Source organism: Nocardia gamkensis NBRC 108242 (assembly GCF_001612985.1).
Taxonomy (GTDB): domain Bacteria; phylum Actinomycetota; class Actinomycetes; order Mycobacteriales; family Mycobacteriaceae; genus Nocardia; species Nocardia gamkensis.
This window is the reverse complement of record NZ_BDBM01000028.1, coordinates 92232-108146: the sequence shown is the minus strand read 5'-3', so window position 1 is coordinate 108146 and position 15915 is coordinate 92232. Positions and strand designations below refer to the sequence as shown.

18 protein-coding genes are annotated in these 15915 nt (G+C 69.8%); 9 read left to right on the top strand and 9 right to left on the bottom strand.

What is annotated here, in order from left to right:
* Window positions 1-62 precede the first annotated feature (62 nt).
* The 8 genes from NG1_RS22075 to NG1_RS22040 all read right to left on the bottom strand — a co-directional run bounded on the left by NG1_RS22075 (window position 63) and on the right by NG1_RS22040 (window position 7231).
* Window positions 63-1361 carry an RsmB/NOP family class I SAM-dependent RNA methyltransferase gene (locus NG1_RS22075; RefSeq protein ID WP_062973732.1) on the bottom strand — a complete coding sequence of 433 codons (1299 nt, stop codon included), beginning with the start codon at window positions 1359-1361 and terminating at the stop codon, window positions 63-65.
* Between the two features lie 356 nt (window positions 1362-1717).
* A complete protein-coding gene (gene fmt / locus NG1_RS22070; protein WP_062973651.1) occupies window positions 1718-2641 on the bottom strand; it encodes a methionyl-tRNA formyltransferase in 924 nt (307 codons plus the stop codon).
* Window positions 2641-3207: a peptide deformylase gene (def, locus tag NG1_RS22065; protein WP_062973650.1), complete on the bottom strand. Its 567-nt coding sequence runs from the start codon at window positions 3205-3207 to the stop codon at window positions 2641-2643. Before def ends, fmt begins: the two co-directional genes overlap by 1 nt.
* Before the next feature lie 594 nt (window positions 3208-3801).
* On the bottom strand, window positions 3802-4011 hold the full coding sequence (locus tag NG1_RS22060) for an alpha/beta hydrolase family protein (protein WP_062973649.1): 210 nt from the start codon (window positions 4009-4011) through the stop codon (window positions 3802-3804).
* Window positions 4012-4040: 29 nt separating this feature from the next.
* The gene (locus NG1_RS22055) at window positions 4041-4571 is read right to left on the bottom strand and encodes a nuclear transport factor 2 family protein (protein ID WP_210750729.1); all 531 of its coding nucleotides are present in this window, start codon (window positions 4569-4571) and stop codon (window positions 4041-4043) included.
* 74 nt (window positions 4572-4645) lie between these two features.
* Entirely contained in the window at window positions 4646-5482 is an 837-nt protein-coding gene (locus NG1_RS22050; RefSeq protein ID WP_062973647.1) for an NAD(P)H-binding protein, read from the bottom strand.
* Window positions 5483-5621: 139 nt separating this feature from the next.
* A complete protein-coding gene (locus NG1_RS22045) occupies window positions 5622-6524 on the bottom strand; it encodes a helix-turn-helix domain-containing protein (RefSeq protein WP_157114172.1) in 903 nt (300 codons plus the stop codon).
* Window positions 6521-7231, bottom strand: a complete 711-nt coding sequence (locus NG1_RS22040; RefSeq protein WP_084499097.1) for a DUF2306 domain-containing protein — start codon at window positions 7229-7231, stop codon at window positions 6521-6523. Before NG1_RS22040 ends, NG1_RS22045 begins: the two co-directional genes overlap by 4 nt.
* 82 nt (window positions 7232-7313) lie before the next feature.
* Between NG1_RS22040 and NG1_RS22035 the strand changes: the two genes are divergently transcribed.
* The 7 genes from NG1_RS22035 to NG1_RS22010 all read left to right on the top strand — a co-directional run bounded on the left by NG1_RS22035 (window position 7314) and on the right by NG1_RS22010 (window position 13872).
* Window positions 7314-8039 carry a TetR/AcrR family transcriptional regulator gene (locus NG1_RS22035; protein ID WP_218018985.1) on the top strand — a complete coding sequence of 242 codons (726 nt, stop codon included), beginning with the start codon at window positions 7314-7316 and terminating at the stop codon, window positions 8037-8039.
* A gap of 281 nt (window positions 8040-8320) precedes the next feature.
* A complete protein-coding gene (locus NG1_RS22030) occupies window positions 8321-8698 on the top strand; it encodes a VOC family protein (RefSeq protein ID WP_062973643.1) in 378 nt (125 codons plus the stop codon).
* Window positions 8699-8883: 185 nt separating this feature from the next.
* On the top strand, window positions 8884-9513 hold the full coding sequence (locus tag NG1_RS22025) for a TetR/AcrR family transcriptional regulator (protein ID WP_062973724.1): 630 nt from the start codon (window positions 8884-8886) through the stop codon (window positions 9511-9513).
* Window positions 9514-9875: 362 nt separating this feature from the next.
* Window positions 9876-11141, top strand: coding sequence for a PucR family transcriptional regulator (locus NG1_RS22020; RefSeq protein WP_062973641.1), 1266 nt, complete (start codon window positions 9876-9878; stop codon window positions 11139-11141).
* Between the two features lie 94 nt (window positions 11142-11235).
* Window positions 11236-12618, top strand: coding sequence for an ABC1 kinase family protein (locus tag NG1_RS22015; RefSeq protein WP_062973722.1), 1383 nt, complete (start codon window positions 11236-11238; stop codon window positions 12616-12618).
* 90 nt (window positions 12619-12708) lie between these two features.
* The gene (locus NG1_RS36860) at window positions 12709-12855 is read left to right on the top strand and encodes a hypothetical protein (RefSeq protein ID WP_157114171.1); all 147 of its coding nucleotides are present in this window, start codon (window positions 12709-12711) and stop codon (window positions 12853-12855) included.
* Window positions 12856-12894: 39 nt separating this feature from the next.
* Window positions 12895-13872: an NAD-dependent epimerase/dehydratase family protein gene (locus tag NG1_RS22010; RefSeq protein ID WP_062973639.1), complete on the top strand. Its 978-nt coding sequence runs from the start codon at window positions 12895-12897 to the stop codon at window positions 13870-13872.
* Window positions 13873-13909: 37 nt separating this feature from the next.
* Here the strand turns inward: NG1_RS22010 and NG1_RS22005 are convergent, their stop codons facing one another.
* Window positions 13910-14473, bottom strand: a complete 564-nt coding sequence (locus tag NG1_RS22005) for a PadR family transcriptional regulator (protein WP_062973637.1) — start codon at window positions 14471-14473, stop codon at window positions 13910-13912.
* Between the two features lie 122 nt (window positions 14474-14595).
* Between NG1_RS22005 and NG1_RS22000 the strand changes: the two genes are divergently transcribed.
* Together NG1_RS22000 and NG1_RS21995 are read left to right on the top strand one after the other, a co-directional pair.
* Window positions 14596-15012, top strand: a complete 417-nt coding sequence (locus NG1_RS22000; RefSeq protein WP_062973635.1) for a nuclear transport factor 2 family protein — start codon at window positions 14596-14598, stop codon at window positions 15010-15012.
* A complete protein-coding gene (locus tag NG1_RS21995; protein WP_084499096.1) occupies window positions 15009-15893 on the top strand; it encodes an SGNH/GDSL hydrolase family protein in 885 nt (294 codons plus the stop codon). The genes NG1_RS22000 and NG1_RS21995 overlap by 4 nt, the downstream gene beginning before the upstream one ends.
* Window positions 15894-15915 lie beyond the last annotated feature (22 nt).

Genomic DNA, 15915 nt, shown 5'->3' with positions numbered 1-15915 from the left:
TCGTCATGGTCCGAGTGCGCGGCCAGGTTCCGCGCGTCCAGCGCGGTCGCTGCGCATGCCGCTCAGCGCGGCTTGCGCAGCGCGGCCAGGAACATGGCGTCGGTGCCGTGCCGGTGTGGCCACAGCTGCGCCCCCGGCCCGTCCCCGACATCGGTGACGCCGGGCAGCAGCTCGCGGGTGTCGAGTTGCTCGGCGCCGAGGCGGCGCACCGCGTCGGCGACGATCGACACCGTCTCCGGCAGATGCGGCGAGCACGTCGAGTACACCACGACACCACCCGGGCGCAGCAAATCCCATGCGGCGGAGAGTAATTCGCGCTGCAGGACGACCAGTTCGCGGACGTCCGCGGGGGTGCGCCGCCAGCGCGCCTCCGGCCTGCGGCGCAGCGCGCCGAGCCCGGTGCACGGGGCGTCCACCAGGATGCGGTCATAGCCCGGGGTCAGTCCGCTGGCGCGGCCGTCGGCGACGTGGATGTCCACCGGCAGGTCGCGCACGGCCTTGCGCACCAGTTCGGCACGGTGCGCGGCCGGCTCGACCGCGTCCACCCGGAAGCCATCGATCGCGGCGATCGCGCCGAGCAGCGCGGCCTTGCCGCCCGGTCCGGCACACAGGTCCAGCCAGCGACCGGTGTCCGGTCCGTCGAGTTCGGCCCTGGTCAGCGCCAGCGCCACCAGCTGACTGCCTTCGTCCTGTACGGCCGCCATGCCCTCGCGTACCGGCTCGAGCTTGCCCGGGTCGCCGCCGTCGAGGTAGACCGCGTACGGCGACCAGCGGCCCTCCTCGCCGCCGGTCACCAGCGCGAGTTCCTCCGCGGTGATGTCGCCCGGGCGGGCCACCAGATGCACCAGTGGCCGAGCGTCGTCGGCGGCGAGCACCTCGCGCAACTCCCCCGCTCGCGCTCCCAGCGCGTCGGCGAACGCCTGCGCGATCCAGGCCGGGTGGGCGTACTCGAACGCCAGCCGGCCGACCGGATCGGCGGGCGCGAGCGCCTCCACCCACTGTTCAGGGGTCTTCTCCCCCGCCCGCCGGAGCACGGCGTTGACGAATCCGGCCTTGCCCGCGCCGAATTCGGAGCGCGCCAATGCCACCGAGGTGTCCACCGCGGCGTGCGCACCGATCCTGGTGCGCAGCAGTTGGTAGACGCCGAGCCGGAGCACGTCCAGCAGCGGTCCGTCGATCTCCTCGATCGGCCGGCCCGCCCCCTCGGCGATCACCGCGTCGAGCAGACCCAGCGACCGGCACGCGCCGTAGGCGAGTTCGGTCGCCAACGCCGCGTCCCGGCCCGACAACCCGAGGTCCCGCAGCAGCGGGGGTAGTACGAGGTTGGCGTAGGCGTCGCGCTCCCGGACCGCTCGCAGCACATCCCTCGCGGCCGTCCGCGGCGGATCGGTGGGCTCTTTACGATGCGGTCGCCTGCCTGCGGCGGCTTTGGACCCCGGGGACGGACGCCCGGCGGCGGAACGATCCGGCCGGCCCGTCGCCGCGCGTTGTCCCGCGGCGCCGCGCCGTTCGTCGCGGTCGCGACCGCGCGCCTCGGCTCGCCCGCTGCCTGCCCGCGGATCGGCCGCTCGTGACCGTCCCGCGCCGGAGCGGTCCTGCCGCGGGCCACCCTGCGCACGAGGCCGACCGGCCTCGCCGGAACGGTTCGGCGCGGACTCACGGTCGTCGCGCCGCCGGTCGCGGGCGTTGTCGTCACCGGGCCGATTGCCGCGCGGCGTCATTCGACCACCGCGCCGGGCTGCAGGCGGGCGCCGCGGGCCCAGTCGAGCGCGGCCATCATGCGCTTACCCTGCGGCTGCACCTGATCCAGCCGCACCGCGGTGGTGGCAGTGCCGACGAACACGCCGGACTTGCGCACCTCGATGACGCGTTCCGGCAACTCCTCCTCGACCAGCTCGACCGGTCCCAGCTTCAGCCGCGTGCCGCCCACGTCGGTCCAGGCGCCGGGAGCCGGGGTGACCGCGCGAATCCGCCTGCTGATGGCCAGGGCGGGTTGGTCCCAGCGCACATGCCCGGCCTCGACACCGACCTTGGGCGCGTACGAGACGCCGTCGGTGGACTGCGGGACGGGCTGCAAGGCCCCGTCCTCCACTCCGTCGAGCGTCGCTTCCAGCAGGCGGGAGCCGCTGTCGGCCAATCGCTGCAGCAGGGCGCCCGCGGTGTCGGTGACGGCGATCTTCTCGGTCACCATGCCGAAGACCGGACCGGTGTCCAACCCGGCCTCGATCTGGAAGGTGGAGGCTCCGGTGATCTCGTCGCCCGCGTCGATCGCCGCCTGTACCGGCGCCGCGCCCCGCCAGGCGGGCAGCAGCGAGAAATGCAGGTTGATCCAGCCGAAGCGCGGGATGTCGAGCACCGGCTCGGGCAGCAGCGCGCCGTAGGCGACGACGGGACAGCAGTCCGGCGCCAAGTCGGTGAGCTGCGCCACGAATTCCGGCTCGGACGGACGACGGGGAGTTAGCACCGGGATGCCGTGTCGGTCGGCCAGTTGACCGACCGGCGACCTGGTCACCTTCCGGCCGCGCCCCGCGACCGCGTCCGGCCGCGTCACCACGGCGATCACCTCGTGACGCGCCGATTCCAGTAGACGCCGCAGCGACGGAACCGCCGGTTCCGGGGTGCCCGCGAAGACGACGCGCATCAGCGGCCGGCCCCGAACGGGTTGGGCCGGCCCGAGCCGCTCATCGAGCGCGCGGGACGCACCGTCGATCCCGCTGTGAACCAATCGGATTCGCGGATCACCCGCATCGCCTCCTTGCGCTGGGCCGGGTCGAGACGGTCGATGAACAGCACCCCGTCGAGATGATCGGTCTCGTGCTGCACGCACCGCGCGAGCAGGCCTTCCGCCTCGAAAGCGACGGGCGCGCCGTCGACGTCCACACCGGACGCTCGCACACGCAAGGCCCGGCGCGTGTCGTAGCGCACGCCGGGGATCGACAGGCAGCCTTCCGGCCCGACCTGCTCTTCGTCGCCGACGACCTCCCACCGCGGGTTCACCAGATGCCCCGAAGCGTCGCCGGTGTCGTAGACGAACACGCGCAACCCGACCCCGATCTGCGGCGCTGCCATACCGACCCCGCCGTCGTCGTGCATGGTCTCGGTCAGGTCGGTGACCAGCTGCCGCAGATCGCGGTCGAACGCGGTGACCTCCGCGGCGCGGGCACGCAGAATGGGATCGCCGAACAGGCGAACGGGCTGGATGGTCACGGCTGGCTCCCGGAAGCGGACGAATACGGTCGCCCCATTCTAGTGAGACACCCGGAAATCCCCGATTCGCCGGCCGGAAGCTGGTAGAACTCCTATGCGGTCCGGGCGGGGTGTCGATCCCTCCGCCCGGCCGCCCGGAAAAGCGCTGGTCAGCGGCCTGGCGCCGACCCGGGCGAAGGGGTCACGCGGTCGCCCTCTCGAACCCCGCGGTCAGCACCGCGACACGACGGCGGGCCGGGCCACATCGGCAAACCGCCGCAGCCGTTCCGATCGCGGGCGGCGGCGACGACGTCCTGCCGTATGCCGCAGGCCCGCCGTCGACTGGTCCCACGACGGCGCGTGAGAGTGCACCGCGACCCGGCCCCCGCCGCTACCGCCCGAACGTTCCTCGGCTACGTCATGGGAACACTGCCACCGCCCACACTCGGCTCGCACCGCATCCGACCGGCACCCGTGCGCCCGGCAACTGCGAGACACTCGACCACTCGGGCCTGAGGCGATGCGGTGGGTTCCGCGTCGTCCTCGACGAACAGTAGGGCCACGCCGCCCGGTCGGCTCGGAAAACCGGTCGGGCGGCGGCGCCCCGGGGGAAGGTCACAGTGTCCGGCCGAAGTGCGCCGCCACCGTGTCGACGGCGACCGCATAGCCGCGTTCGGCCAGCCTCCGGGCGTAGCGGTCGGCCATCATCTCCTTCACGCTGGTCCAGGTTCCGGCGACCACCACGGCGGGCGCCGGCCCCGATGTGTCCGGCAGAAAGAGGTTGCCGACGAGTTCCACACCGGCGCTGTCGAATACGACCTTCATCAGTTCGTCTTCCTTTCCGTACGACCAGATCAGGAGGGTCGGGGCAGCAGTCCGCGGTTGCCGTCGCCCCACACGGCGGTCATCGCCACCCCGCGGATGCGCCACGCGCCCTCGACCCGGACGAGGTCGAACCGGTAACTGCCGCCAAGGGTCCACAGCGACGCACCGAACGCCTCGGCCTTGCGGTGGGTCGCCTGGAACGACGCCGTGCAGATCGCACTGTCTGTGTCGATGTCGACCAGATGGTTGGCCAGCAGGTGCTGGGTCGAAGCGAAACCGCCCAGGGTGTCGCGCCAAGCGGCGACGATCCGGTCGGGTGTCAGGGTGACCGCTTCTCCGCCGTCGAGGCTGGTGTAGTCGAGCGTCACCTCGTCGGCGAATACGCCTGCGAGGGCGTCCCATTCGCGGTGGTCGGTGTACCAGGCCATGCGGGTGCAGGTGTCGATGACATCGAGGCGATCCATGCGCTCAGCCTCGCCGCCCGGCCGGCCCTGCCGGTAGAGCACCGGCTGCACAGTGTGCTGCAGGAAGCTGCAACCGGAACGGCGCTGCTCGACCACCTTCGCCGTCCTGACGCGGAGGGCCGCGGTGCCGCCACCGGCGAATCGTTTCGATGGCCGCGTCCGACGCCCTTTCAGTCAGTAGCGAACGCGGCGGTGTGCGCGACAGCCCAGTCGGTGAATGTGCGCGGTTCGTGTCCGGTTACCTCCCGGACGGTCGGGTAGACCCGTGACTCGTCGAGTGAGCCGTCGAGATAGAAGTCGGCGAAGGCCGCGGCGTACTCCGGGGGCAGAGAGGCCGCGAGTTCGGCGCGGGTCTCGTCGTCGGTCAGTTCGCGGCAGACCAGGGGACGGTCGAGTACTTCGGCCAGGATGGCGATCTGGTCGGCGGGGCACAGGGACGCTGGGCCGGTCAGATCCAGGATCCGGTCGGCGAACGCATCGTCGGTGAGCGCCCGCGCGGCGACGGCGGCGATGTCGGCCGGGTCGATCGCCGCGACCGGCACCCGGGGGAACCGCACGCGGACGACGTCACCGGCGGCCAGCTGGGGCAGCCAGCGCAACGCGTTCGACATGAACGAGCGCGGCCGCAGGAACGTCCACGCCAGCCCCGACTCCCGCACCGCCTGCTCGGACCGGGCCATGGAGCGCGCGACCACATTGGCCGAATCCACCAGCTCGGCCGATCCGCTCGACAGCAACACCACGTGTTGCAGCCCAGCCGATTTCGCTCGGTCCAGCAGTGCGGGCAGGTTCGCGTGGCCGGGCAGCAGGAACATCGCCCGCGCGCCGTCGATGGCCTCGGCCATGGTGTCGGGCACGTCGAGGTCGCCGGATACCGCCGTCACTCCGGGCGGCAGCGCGACGCCATCGATGTCACGCACCAGCGCCCGCACCGGCTGCCCGGACCGGCGCACCGCCGCCACCACTTCCGAGCCGACATTTCCGGTCGCACCGGTCACCAGGATCACTGCTCCTCCTTCATTCACCCACAAGCCCGTCTCACGCGGGCCCCACCAGGGGATAGCCCCGCGAACCCAGCTTCGCCCAGCGCACCGTCGCAACTGAAGAGCAGTCGCTGCACCGCGGGGTGCAGGAAGCTGCACAGCCTCAGATCCAGCCTTTCTCCTTGACGAGCAGGGCAGCCTGGAACCGGGTTCGTGCGCCGAGCCTGTCCATCACCGCCGCGACATGCGCGCGGAACTTGCGGACCGAGATGTTGATCGATCGTGCGGCCGATTCATCGGTGTCGTGGCAGGTCAGCGCATGCAGGACACGCAATTCCGTTGGTGAGAAAGGTGGTTCGGCGACGTCGTGCGCAAGCGCCCACATCCGGTCGAAGACGCCGACGAGCAACCGCGCCAAGCTGGTATGGCGGATCTGTATCACGTCGTCGCCCGGCCCGGCCGCGACGAAGACCACCGAGCGATTGACGATCGCCAGCGGACCGATCTGCTGGGTGGTCGCCCGGTGCAGATCGCCGAGCGCGTGGCGGCGCCGGGCGTACGCCACCTGGGCGGGATCTTCCATCGCATCGATCGGGAAGATCACCCGGCTGCGCAGACCGGCCGCGAGCTGACGCTCGTATCCGGCCCGTGTGCGCCAGAAGGGGGTGTGGCGTGGATCGGCCTGGATCGACAGCAACTCGTCCGGTTCCCGGGCCAGCAGTCGGTGGATGCGCCGCCCGGATTCCGCACCGCCGGGCAGGAATTCGACGGTCCCCGCCGGCTTGCCGGTGCGGTGTTCCTCGCCCCATTCCCGAAGCGCGTCCCAGGCGGCGCCGAGTTCGGCGAATTGCCGCTGCGCCTCGCTCAGCCGCCTGCGGACCAGTACGTCCACCGCCGTGACGGGAGACACCGCTGACAGGTCGTCGTTCAGCAGGCCCAGCTGCCGCAGTTCACCGAGCACCAGGCGATCGGCCGGTGCGAGCGCCGCCGTGCGGTTGCGCTCTTGGAGCAGCCACCGGTACACCCGCTCCTGGTCGGGGGTCAGCCCCAACCGGTCCAGGGTCATCGCGGCCGACCCACCGGTCGGGGCCGCCGCTCCAGCCACCACTGTGCGATCAGCAGCGACAGCGTCCATCCCAGCCAGGTGCCGATGCCCGCGATGGTCTGGACGAGCAATGTCTCGTCACCGTGGAAGGTCGTGTCGAGGCGGGGGTCCAACACCAGGAACAGAATCGCCCCCAGGACGCGGTTGAGCACGATCGACAGGGTCAGCGCGAAGCTGCGGATCATCCACCGGCGGTGGTCGCCGAATCGACGGCGGCGGGCCATCCGCCAGCCGGCGATCGTAGTGAGCAGCCACAGAACCGACAGCATCACGTTGCTGACCCGGGCGACCGGTCCGAACGGGCTCGTCGCCCCGATCACCAGACCAATCAGCCCGGCGGGCAGTACCCCGGCGACGACATAGACGCGGCCCAGGCCGCGGTGCAGACCCGGATACGTTCGGCGAAACCACGGCCACACCTGAAAGCCACAGACCAGGATTGCCACCGAACCGCAGACGACATGGGCGACCAGCAGGGGGTAGTGCAGCGCGAAGCCAGGGTCGGGGACTCGGGACCGCGACCGGTCGAAGGTGAGATAGGGCGGCAAGGAGAACGCGACGAAGGCGAAGACGAGAACCAGCAGCGGTCCGGTCCACGGCCGCTGCCACCAGGTTCTGCGGGGCGGGGCGGGAACGGGGGGAGGCGATTGGCGGGTCGAAACACCCATGGTGGACCATCCGGGAAGCCGAGACGACAAGTACTGCGTACAAGCTACGCGTAGCGTATTGCATACGCAATAAGGAGGGACTGTGACCGACGAACTGCCACCGGTGGCACGGCTGCTGTGGTCGGGCCACCGGCCGACCGGCCGCGGGCCGAAACCGGCTCTCACCCTCGACCGCATCGTCGCCGCGGCCGTGGAGGTGGCGGACGCGGATGGGATCGGGGCGCTGTCGATGCAGCGCGTCGCCAAGCAGTTGGGCGCGGCGACCATGTCGCTGTACCGGCACGTGCCCAGCAAGGACGACCTGGTCTCGCTGATGTTCGACGCGGTGATGGGTGACCCGCCCCGCTTGCCCGCCGACGACTGGCGTGCGGCGCTGCGCCAATGGGCCGGCGCGACCAGGGAGCTGTACCTGCGCCATCCGTGGGTGCTGGTGGTCGGCACCGGCAATCGGTTCATGGGACCGAATGAAGCCGCCTGGGGTGAGGCCGCCATGCGCGCCCTACTGGACGGCGGGTTGCCCCTTGCGGTCGTCACCGAGGCTCTGCTGTCGGTCAGCGCGTTCACCAGTGGGGCGACCCGGCTCGAGATCGATCCCGGCCTCGGGCGCGACACCGACGGCCACACCGGGCCGGTGCTCGATCCGGCCGTGTTCGTCGAATTCGGCGGGCCGGATCGGTTTCCCGCCCTCGCGGCGGTCGCCGCCGCGGGCTCGCCGGACGACCGTGGCGCGGGTGCCGGAGCCGGATCAGTGTTCGCATTCGGGCTAGCGGCGCTGCTCGACGGCATCGCCGCGCTCGTGCGCGAGTGATCCCGCACGCTCTCCTTCCACCTCGGCCACCTCCACATGGCGGCCGCACCGCGGAACCGGAGGCTTGGCCGGCTTCGCCCGATGGGCTACGCTGTGCGGCGATGACTACCGGGACGGCCTTGCGCCACACACGGATTGGTTACCCGGCGCTCTTCTGAGCGCCGTTCGGGCCTGCCGCGGCCCGAGCCGACCATTCGATCGAAGTCCTCGCGCCGGTGCGCGGGCCCCACCTCCGTCGTGATGATCACACGCTTCACAGATCGATCACGACAGGAGAAATCATGCCCGCACGCTTCAACCACACCATCATCGCGGCCAAGGATCGCCACGAGTCCGCGGCCTTCTTCCGCGATCTCTTCGAGTTCGCCGAAGCCCCTTCATGGGGAGTGTTCACCAACCTGCTCTGCGAGGACGGGGTGCTGCTGCAGTTCGCCGAACCACCGGTCGAGGACATCCAGATGCAGCACTACGCTTTCCTTGTCGACGACGAGCTGTTCGAACGGGCCTACGGGAAGCTGCGTGAGCGGGGTGTCGAGCACGCGGCCGACCCGTTCTTCCAGCGGCCGGGCACCACCAACACCGAACACGGCGGACGCGGGGTCTACTTCCGCGACCCCGCCGGGCACGGGATCGAGATGATCACCCGGCCATATCTGTGACCTGCCGCGGATATCGTTGCGACCCTGCGCTTTGCGCTTCGCCCGGCCGGGGTCGCGACGCGGCTCCATCGGATTCCGCGCGGCATCACGGAGATCGGGAATCCACCTCGTCGTTACGCCGACGGCGGCGCTGACGCTCAGTAACATGAGCGTTGCTCATTTTTCATGATCAGCAGGAGGGCGTGATGCCGTCGAAGGCTGTCGGTCAGCGCCGTCGTCCGACGCAGGAGCGTGCGAAGGCGACCAGGGAGCACATCCTCGATACGGCCGCGCGACTGTTCGGTGAGCGCGGTATCGCCAACACCTCGACCAACCGGATCGCGGTGGAGGCCGGTGTCAGCATCGGGACGGTCTACCGCTATTTCGCCGATCGCGCCGTCCTGGTCGAGGAGTTGCTCGAGCGGCTGCTCGAGACCATCGAGCGGCGCTTCACACAGCAGGTGTTCAATCTGTCGGAGAAATCGATCCCGCAGATCGTCAGCGATGTCCTGCAGGTGATCACCGCGGAACTGGTCGCGAACGCGCAATTGGTTCGCGCGCTGGTCGGCGGAGTGCAGTTCTACAGCAGTGGTATCCCGGAATTCGAACCACGACTGCGTCTGCTGGTCAAGGTGATGCTGATCCAGATCCTCGGCCCGGGAGACGATCACGAGTACGACGTGATGACCTTCGTCATGATCAACACCGGATTCGCGGCGGTGCTGCGCGCGTCGGCTCTGGATGTGGACAGCCGGGCCCGCGCGGATGCGATCGATATGACCGGGCGGATGATCGGCGCGTGGATGGAGGCCGAAGCCGAGGCCGCCGCCGTCTGATCGACGCGGATCCTCTGGCACGGTGACGATTCCGTCTGCCGTCGTGGCCGCGCAGCGCGTGGCCGCCTACTGATCGGACGACTGTCCACGTGCGGGGAGAGGAAAGTGAGCGGGTCACCAGGTTCTGGCTCCTGAGCACTCCCCCAGGCTACGGCCGCGGTCCCTATTCCTACTGTTCAGGAGCCGTTTTCGCGGTCGTCGGCCGACCGGCCGAAAGCGGAGTAGTAGCTGATCTAGGACTCGGATTACCGTTGAGGACAGGGTGAACAACCGGTGACGCCGAGGCGCCGCACGGTTGCTTCCCCGGGCGGTTCGAGCTTGGACGTGGCCGCGGATGCGCGGTGGCGAGGAGGTCACACGTGATGATCGAAGACATCGCTCACCCTGCGGTCGATCCGGAAGGGCAGCCGGTCATCCGGCCGCTGCACGATGTGCACAGACTCGCGCGCGAAGTGGTCGCACACGTCGCGGATACGGCGGCGCCCTGCCGCACACTGCCGGGTGGCGCGGTCGGCGCCGACGTCGCCGAGGTGGTCCGTGCGTGCATGCGGTGGGCCATCCAGCGATTGGACGGGCAGGCGGTGCCGGACCGCATCGACGGTTTGCAGGTCGCGGCAGCGGGATGGGCGCGCGAGGGGATCCCGGTCGACGCCGTCCTGCACGCGGTTCACGTGGGGTTCAAGTTCGGGCTCGGCTTGCTGTTCGGCGACCGCGGATCCACGCATCGCATCGACATCGCCACCGGCACCGCGACCATAGTGGAGCTGTTGAATCTACTGACGTCGACGGTCAGCAAAGCCTACGTCCGCGAATACAAGGCCATCGCCGCCGAACACCACACCGCGGTGCACACCCTGACCTCGGCGCTGCTGGGCGGGCACGCGACATCCGCGATGGCCCGCGAATGCGGAATACCCCTCGCCGACCGATATTTCGTGCTCGCCCTCGCCGTGCCCGCGCATCCCGACGAAGCCCACCCCGGGCTCGACAGCCAGGTCGTCGCGCGGCGCAAACTCCGCCGCCTCCAGGCCGCCCTCGCGGGCCTGTTCGACGACCGGGCACTGTCGCTGCTGTCGGTCGACGGGGGAACCATCCTCATTCCCTGCGCCCGGCCCGCAGATCCCGGCGACGACATAGACCTCGACAAGGTCGTCGCGACACTTTCCGGCGCCGCGCAGGTGCCGATCACCGCCGGCGTCGTGTCCGCCGGTCCCGACGAGGTCTCCGCCGCGGCTGTCCAAGCGCACGAACTGCTGGACACGGTGCAACAACTGGGACGTGGACCAGGGCTGTACAGGTTCCCCGAGCTGGCGCTGCACTATCAACTGACCCGCCCCGGAGTCGGTCGAGACCAGCTCCGCACACACCTCGCCCCACTGATGGACCATCCGGAGCTGTTGGAAACCCTGCGGACTCATCTCGACACGGGCATGCACCGCTTGCGCACCGCGCGGCGACTGCATGTTCATCCGAACACCGTCGATTACCGGCTCCGGCGCATCGCGCAGCTCACCGGGTTCGACCCCGCCGACGGCAGAGGCCTGTGGTATCTGCGGTCGGCGCTCATCGCCTCGGCCGTCAGCGACCTTCCGAGCGAGGTACCGGCCGGCACCCGCCGCCCGGCCTGAAGAAGCACCCCCACCGGTCGACAAGCGGCGGTCGGGCTGCGAAGAATACGGACGTGCGGCATCGGCGGCACGAATGCTCATGGAGGTGCATGCGGTGGCCGGACGGGTACCGAAAGGTCGCCTGGCGAGAAGTGGCCGCCTCGGCGGCCTGGCCGCCGGCCAGGCGGTACGCGGGGTCGGGACCCGGCTGTCGATGATCGGCAGAACCGAGGAAGCCCGGCGGGTTCTCGCCGAGCGCTCGACGCTGCAGACGGCGCAGCAACTCGTCACGGTGCTCGGCGCGATGAAGGGCGCCGCGATGAAGCTGGGGCAGATGCTGTCGGTTCTCGAGGTCGACCTCGTGCCCGAATCGCACCGTGAACTGTTTCGCACCAAGCTCGCCGAACTCCGGGATCGCGCGCCGGCCGTGCCGTTCGCCGCGATGAAGCAGGTGATCGAGGACGACCTCGGGCCGTTGGCGCGCGTGTTCGCCGACTTCGACGAGACACCGATCGCCGCGGCGTCGATCGGGCAGGTGTATCGGGCCCGGCTACACGACGGACGCACCGTGGCGGTCAAGGTGCAATACCCGGGGGTGGACGCGGCGATCCACGCGGACATGCGCAATCTGGAAGTGCTCAGCAAGCTGTGGAAAACCGTCCTGCCGAGCGCGGCCGACACCGCCGTGCTGGACGAGATCGCCCGCAACATCGGCAACGAACTCGACTACCCCCGCGAAGCCCGGACCCAGCACCGGGTAGCGATGCGCTACCGCGACCACCCCTTCATCACCGTCCCCGACAGCATCGAAGAGTACTGCACGCGAAGCGTTCTCGTCTCCGAGTACGTCGAGGGCGGTGATTTCCAGCGGATTCGATCACTGCCCGCCGCCGAACGCGACCGCCTCGGCGAGTTGATCTACCGCTTCTACATCAGTGCGCTGTTCAGCGACAACGAGTTCTGCGGCGACCCGCATCCGGGCAACATCCTGCTCGCCGCCGACGGCCGGCTGGCGTTCGTCGATTTCGGGCTCTACGACCACATGGACCCCGTGCACGTGGACTTCGAGCGCGCGTGTCTGCGGGCCGCCGGTGAACACCGCGCACGAGACCTGTACGACGCCTGGGTCGGACGCGGCATCATCGACCCGGACGCGGGAGTCACCACACAGGAATGCCTGGACTATGTGTGGGCCGCCGCGGGATGGCATCTGCTCGACGAACCGATCACCATCACGCCCGAGGTCGCCACCGGCGCGGTCATCCTCGCCATCGACCCGCGAGCCGCCGAGTTCAAAGGTATGCGCCACCAACTACTCCCGGCCGAGCACGTCTTCTCCCGCCGCGCGGACCTGTTCACCTTCGCCGCGCTCGGCCAGCTCCACGTCACCAACAACTGGCATCGACTCGCGCGGGAGTGGCTCTACCACGAGCCCGCCACCACCGACATCGGCCGGGCGATCGAGCAGTGGCAACGCGACCGGGAACACCGAGCGTGACTCGCGACGGCACCGGACTTGCGCCTCGTACGGCACCCAACGGATATGCGCGCTCCGCGTGAAGTCCACGCCGATGGGTAGCCCACGGGCGTGACCGAACCCAGAAACAAGAACGCACCCGAACTGGGCGACCAGACCGATACTTCCCACCCTGACGACCTGGACCTCGAGACCCGCGAAACACCCGAGAACGAGGACGTGAACGAAGAGGCGGGCACCGTCGAACCACCCGACTGAGCACGGTTTCACCCACGGCGGCCGGGGAATTCCGGCCGCATGGGTATCACTGTCGCCGTCACCGGGCCGACCGGCGAGATCGGCATCTCCGCCGTCTCCGCACTCGAACACGACCCCGCGGTCGACCGGATCCTCGGAATGGCCCGCAGGCCGTTCGACCCCGCGGCACACGGCTGGACCAAGACCGAGTACCGGCGCGGCGACATCCTCGACCGAGCCGCCGTGGATGCCTTGGTCGCGGATGCCGACGTGGTGATCCATCTGGCGTTCGTGATCATGGGTTCGCGGGAGGAGAGCGCGCGGGTGAATCTCGCGGGCACCCGCAATGTCTTCGAGGCGACGGTGGCCGCCGAGCGGGTCCGCCGCCTGGTCTACACGTCCTCGGTCGCCGCCTACGGCTACCACCCGCACAATCCCTCCCCCATCACCGAAGACGTGCCGCCCGAGGGCTCGCCCGAGCACTACTACTCCGAGCAGAAGGCCGCGTGCGAGGCGGCGCTCGCCGAGATCACCGCCGGTTCCGGTCTCGAGGTGTTCGTGCTGAGGCCGTGCATCGTGGCCGGCCCGAAAGCGCCGGCTCTGCACGACCTGCCATGGGAGAAACTTCCCGGCCCGCTGCGCACTCTGGCCCGCTCGAACCCGCTGTTCAAACCGGTGATTCCAGACCCGGGCCACCCGCTGCAACTCGTCCACCACGACGACGTGGCCGCCGCCATCGCGCTGGCCGCCACCGCGCAGGCGCCACCCGGCGCCTACAACATCGCGGGCGATGGCACCCTCACCCTGTCCGAGGTGGTCGCCGCGCTGGGCGGCAGGCCGGTGCGCGTTCCCGCGGTCGCCGCCACCGCCGCGTCCGCCGCCCTCGCCCGCCTCCCGTTCATGCCCGCCACGCTCGAATGGCTGCACATCGTCCGCACTCCCGTGGTCATGGACACCAGCCGCGCGAAGCGGCAGCTCGGCTGGGAGCCCGCGCATACCTCCGCGGAGACCCTCGCGGCACTCGCCGCTGCCCGCTGAGCCGCCTGGTCCGGCGTCCGGACGTCGTCGCGGATCGCTACCCGTGCGCGGCCATCCGCCGATCGATCACCGACAGGGCGAACTCCGCCCAGCGGACGTTCTCTTGTTCGAAGGAGATGCCACGCAGCAGGGTGAGATACGGGCCGACTCGTTCGGCCTCGGCGAGATACGCCTGTTCGCTGCCGCCGTTCAGCAGCCGGGTGCGCAGCCGTTCATATCGCGCCAGTTTCGCCTTCGACCAGTCCAGGCGCTCGGCCACCGCGGCGCGCACCGCCGCGGCGTCCTCGACGTCCATGCCCTGGACCTTCACCATCATCTCGTCGCGGATGGCGGTGGGTTTGGCGGGCTCGGCGACGAACTCGTGCAGCGCCGCCCGTCCGGCGGGGGTGATGGAGTGCAGGCGCTTGTTGGGGCGGCGCTCCTGGTGAACGACCCGGGTCTCGATGAGACCGTCGGCAGCCATGCGTTCCAGTTCCTTGTACAGCTGCTGGGGCGTGGCCATCCAGAAGTTCGCCACCGAAGCGTCGAACCCCTTGGCCAGGTCGTAGCCGGACGCCTCGCCTTCCAACAGGGCGGCCAACACCGCGTTACGTAGCGCCATCCAGCCAGGCTAGCACCGGATGCGAATATTAAATTATTTGTCCTCCGAGCCCTGGACATATTCAGTGAGCCGCAACTACTGTTCAGTCCACCTATTCAACTTCTTGAGTATGCGAGGTGCACATGCATCCCTTCCGGGCAGCCGTGGAGGCCCGCGACGAGGCCGCCATCGAGGCACTACTGGCCGACGACGTCGTGTTCACCAGTCCGGTGGCGTTCCAGCCCTATCCGGGCAAGGCCATCACCGCCGCGATCCTGCGCGCGGTGATCCGGGTCTTCGAAGACTTCCGCTACGTGCGCGAGATCGCCGATGCCGATGGCCGCGATCACGCGTTCGTCTTCGAGGCCACCGTCGACGGCAAGCAGCTGACCGGCTGTGACTTCCTGCATTTCGACGATGACGGCAAGATCGACGACTTCACCGTCATGGTGCGCCCGCTCTCGGCCGCACAGGCCCTGGCCACGCGGATGGGCGAGCAGTTCGAACGCATCAAGGCCGAAGCCACCGCGCAGCTCGAGGGTGAGGCGAGCGGAGCATGAGCGACTACGACGCCGTGGTGGTCGGCACGGGCAGTGCCGAGCCGGCCGCCGCGGCGTTGCAGCGCGCCGACGCTCGCACACCTGCGACCCGCGGCGGTTACTCGCGGTATGTCGCTCTCGGCGACAGCCAGACCGAAGGCGTCGGCGACGGCGACGACCGGATCGGAGTGCGCGGTTTGGCCGACCGCCTCGCCGAACGGCTCGCCGAGGACAACCCCGATCTGCGCTACGCCAATCTCGCGGTCCGCGGCAAACTCGCCCGGCAGGTCCACGCCGAACAACTCGATGCCGCACTCGCGCTGCGACCGGACCTCGCCACCGTCATCGCCGGGGTCAACGACCTCCTGCGACCGGGATTCGACGCCGACGAGGTCGCAGGCCACCTGGACGCCATGTTCGCCGCGCTCACCGCGCAGGGCGCGGTCGTGGCCACGGTGACCTTCCCCGACATCGCGCGCATCACCCCCCTCGCCCGGCCGTTCAGCACCCGCGTCACCGCGCTCAACCTGCGCATCCGCGACTCGGCCGCGAGCCACGGCGTCGTCGTCGCCGAAACGGCGCGGCACGCCGTGGTCACCGATCCCCGTCTCTGGAGCCCCGATCGGTTGCACGCCAGTCCGCTCGGGCATCAGCGCATAGCCGACGCTCTGGCGCACGCGCTACGGCTGCCCAGCGCCGACGACAGCTGGACCAGCCCCGTGCGGCCACCACTGGTGGCACGAGGCCCGGCCTCCGCGGCCGCGTACGAATTGCGCTGGGCGGCAACCTTTCTCGGCCCATGGCTACGACGCCGGGCCACCGGACGGTCCTCCGGTGACGGCCGCACCGCCAAACGCCCGGGGCTAGGCCCGGTTCGCGACAACCGGAACCCGACGGAATAACCGCGATCGGCGCGGCGAAACC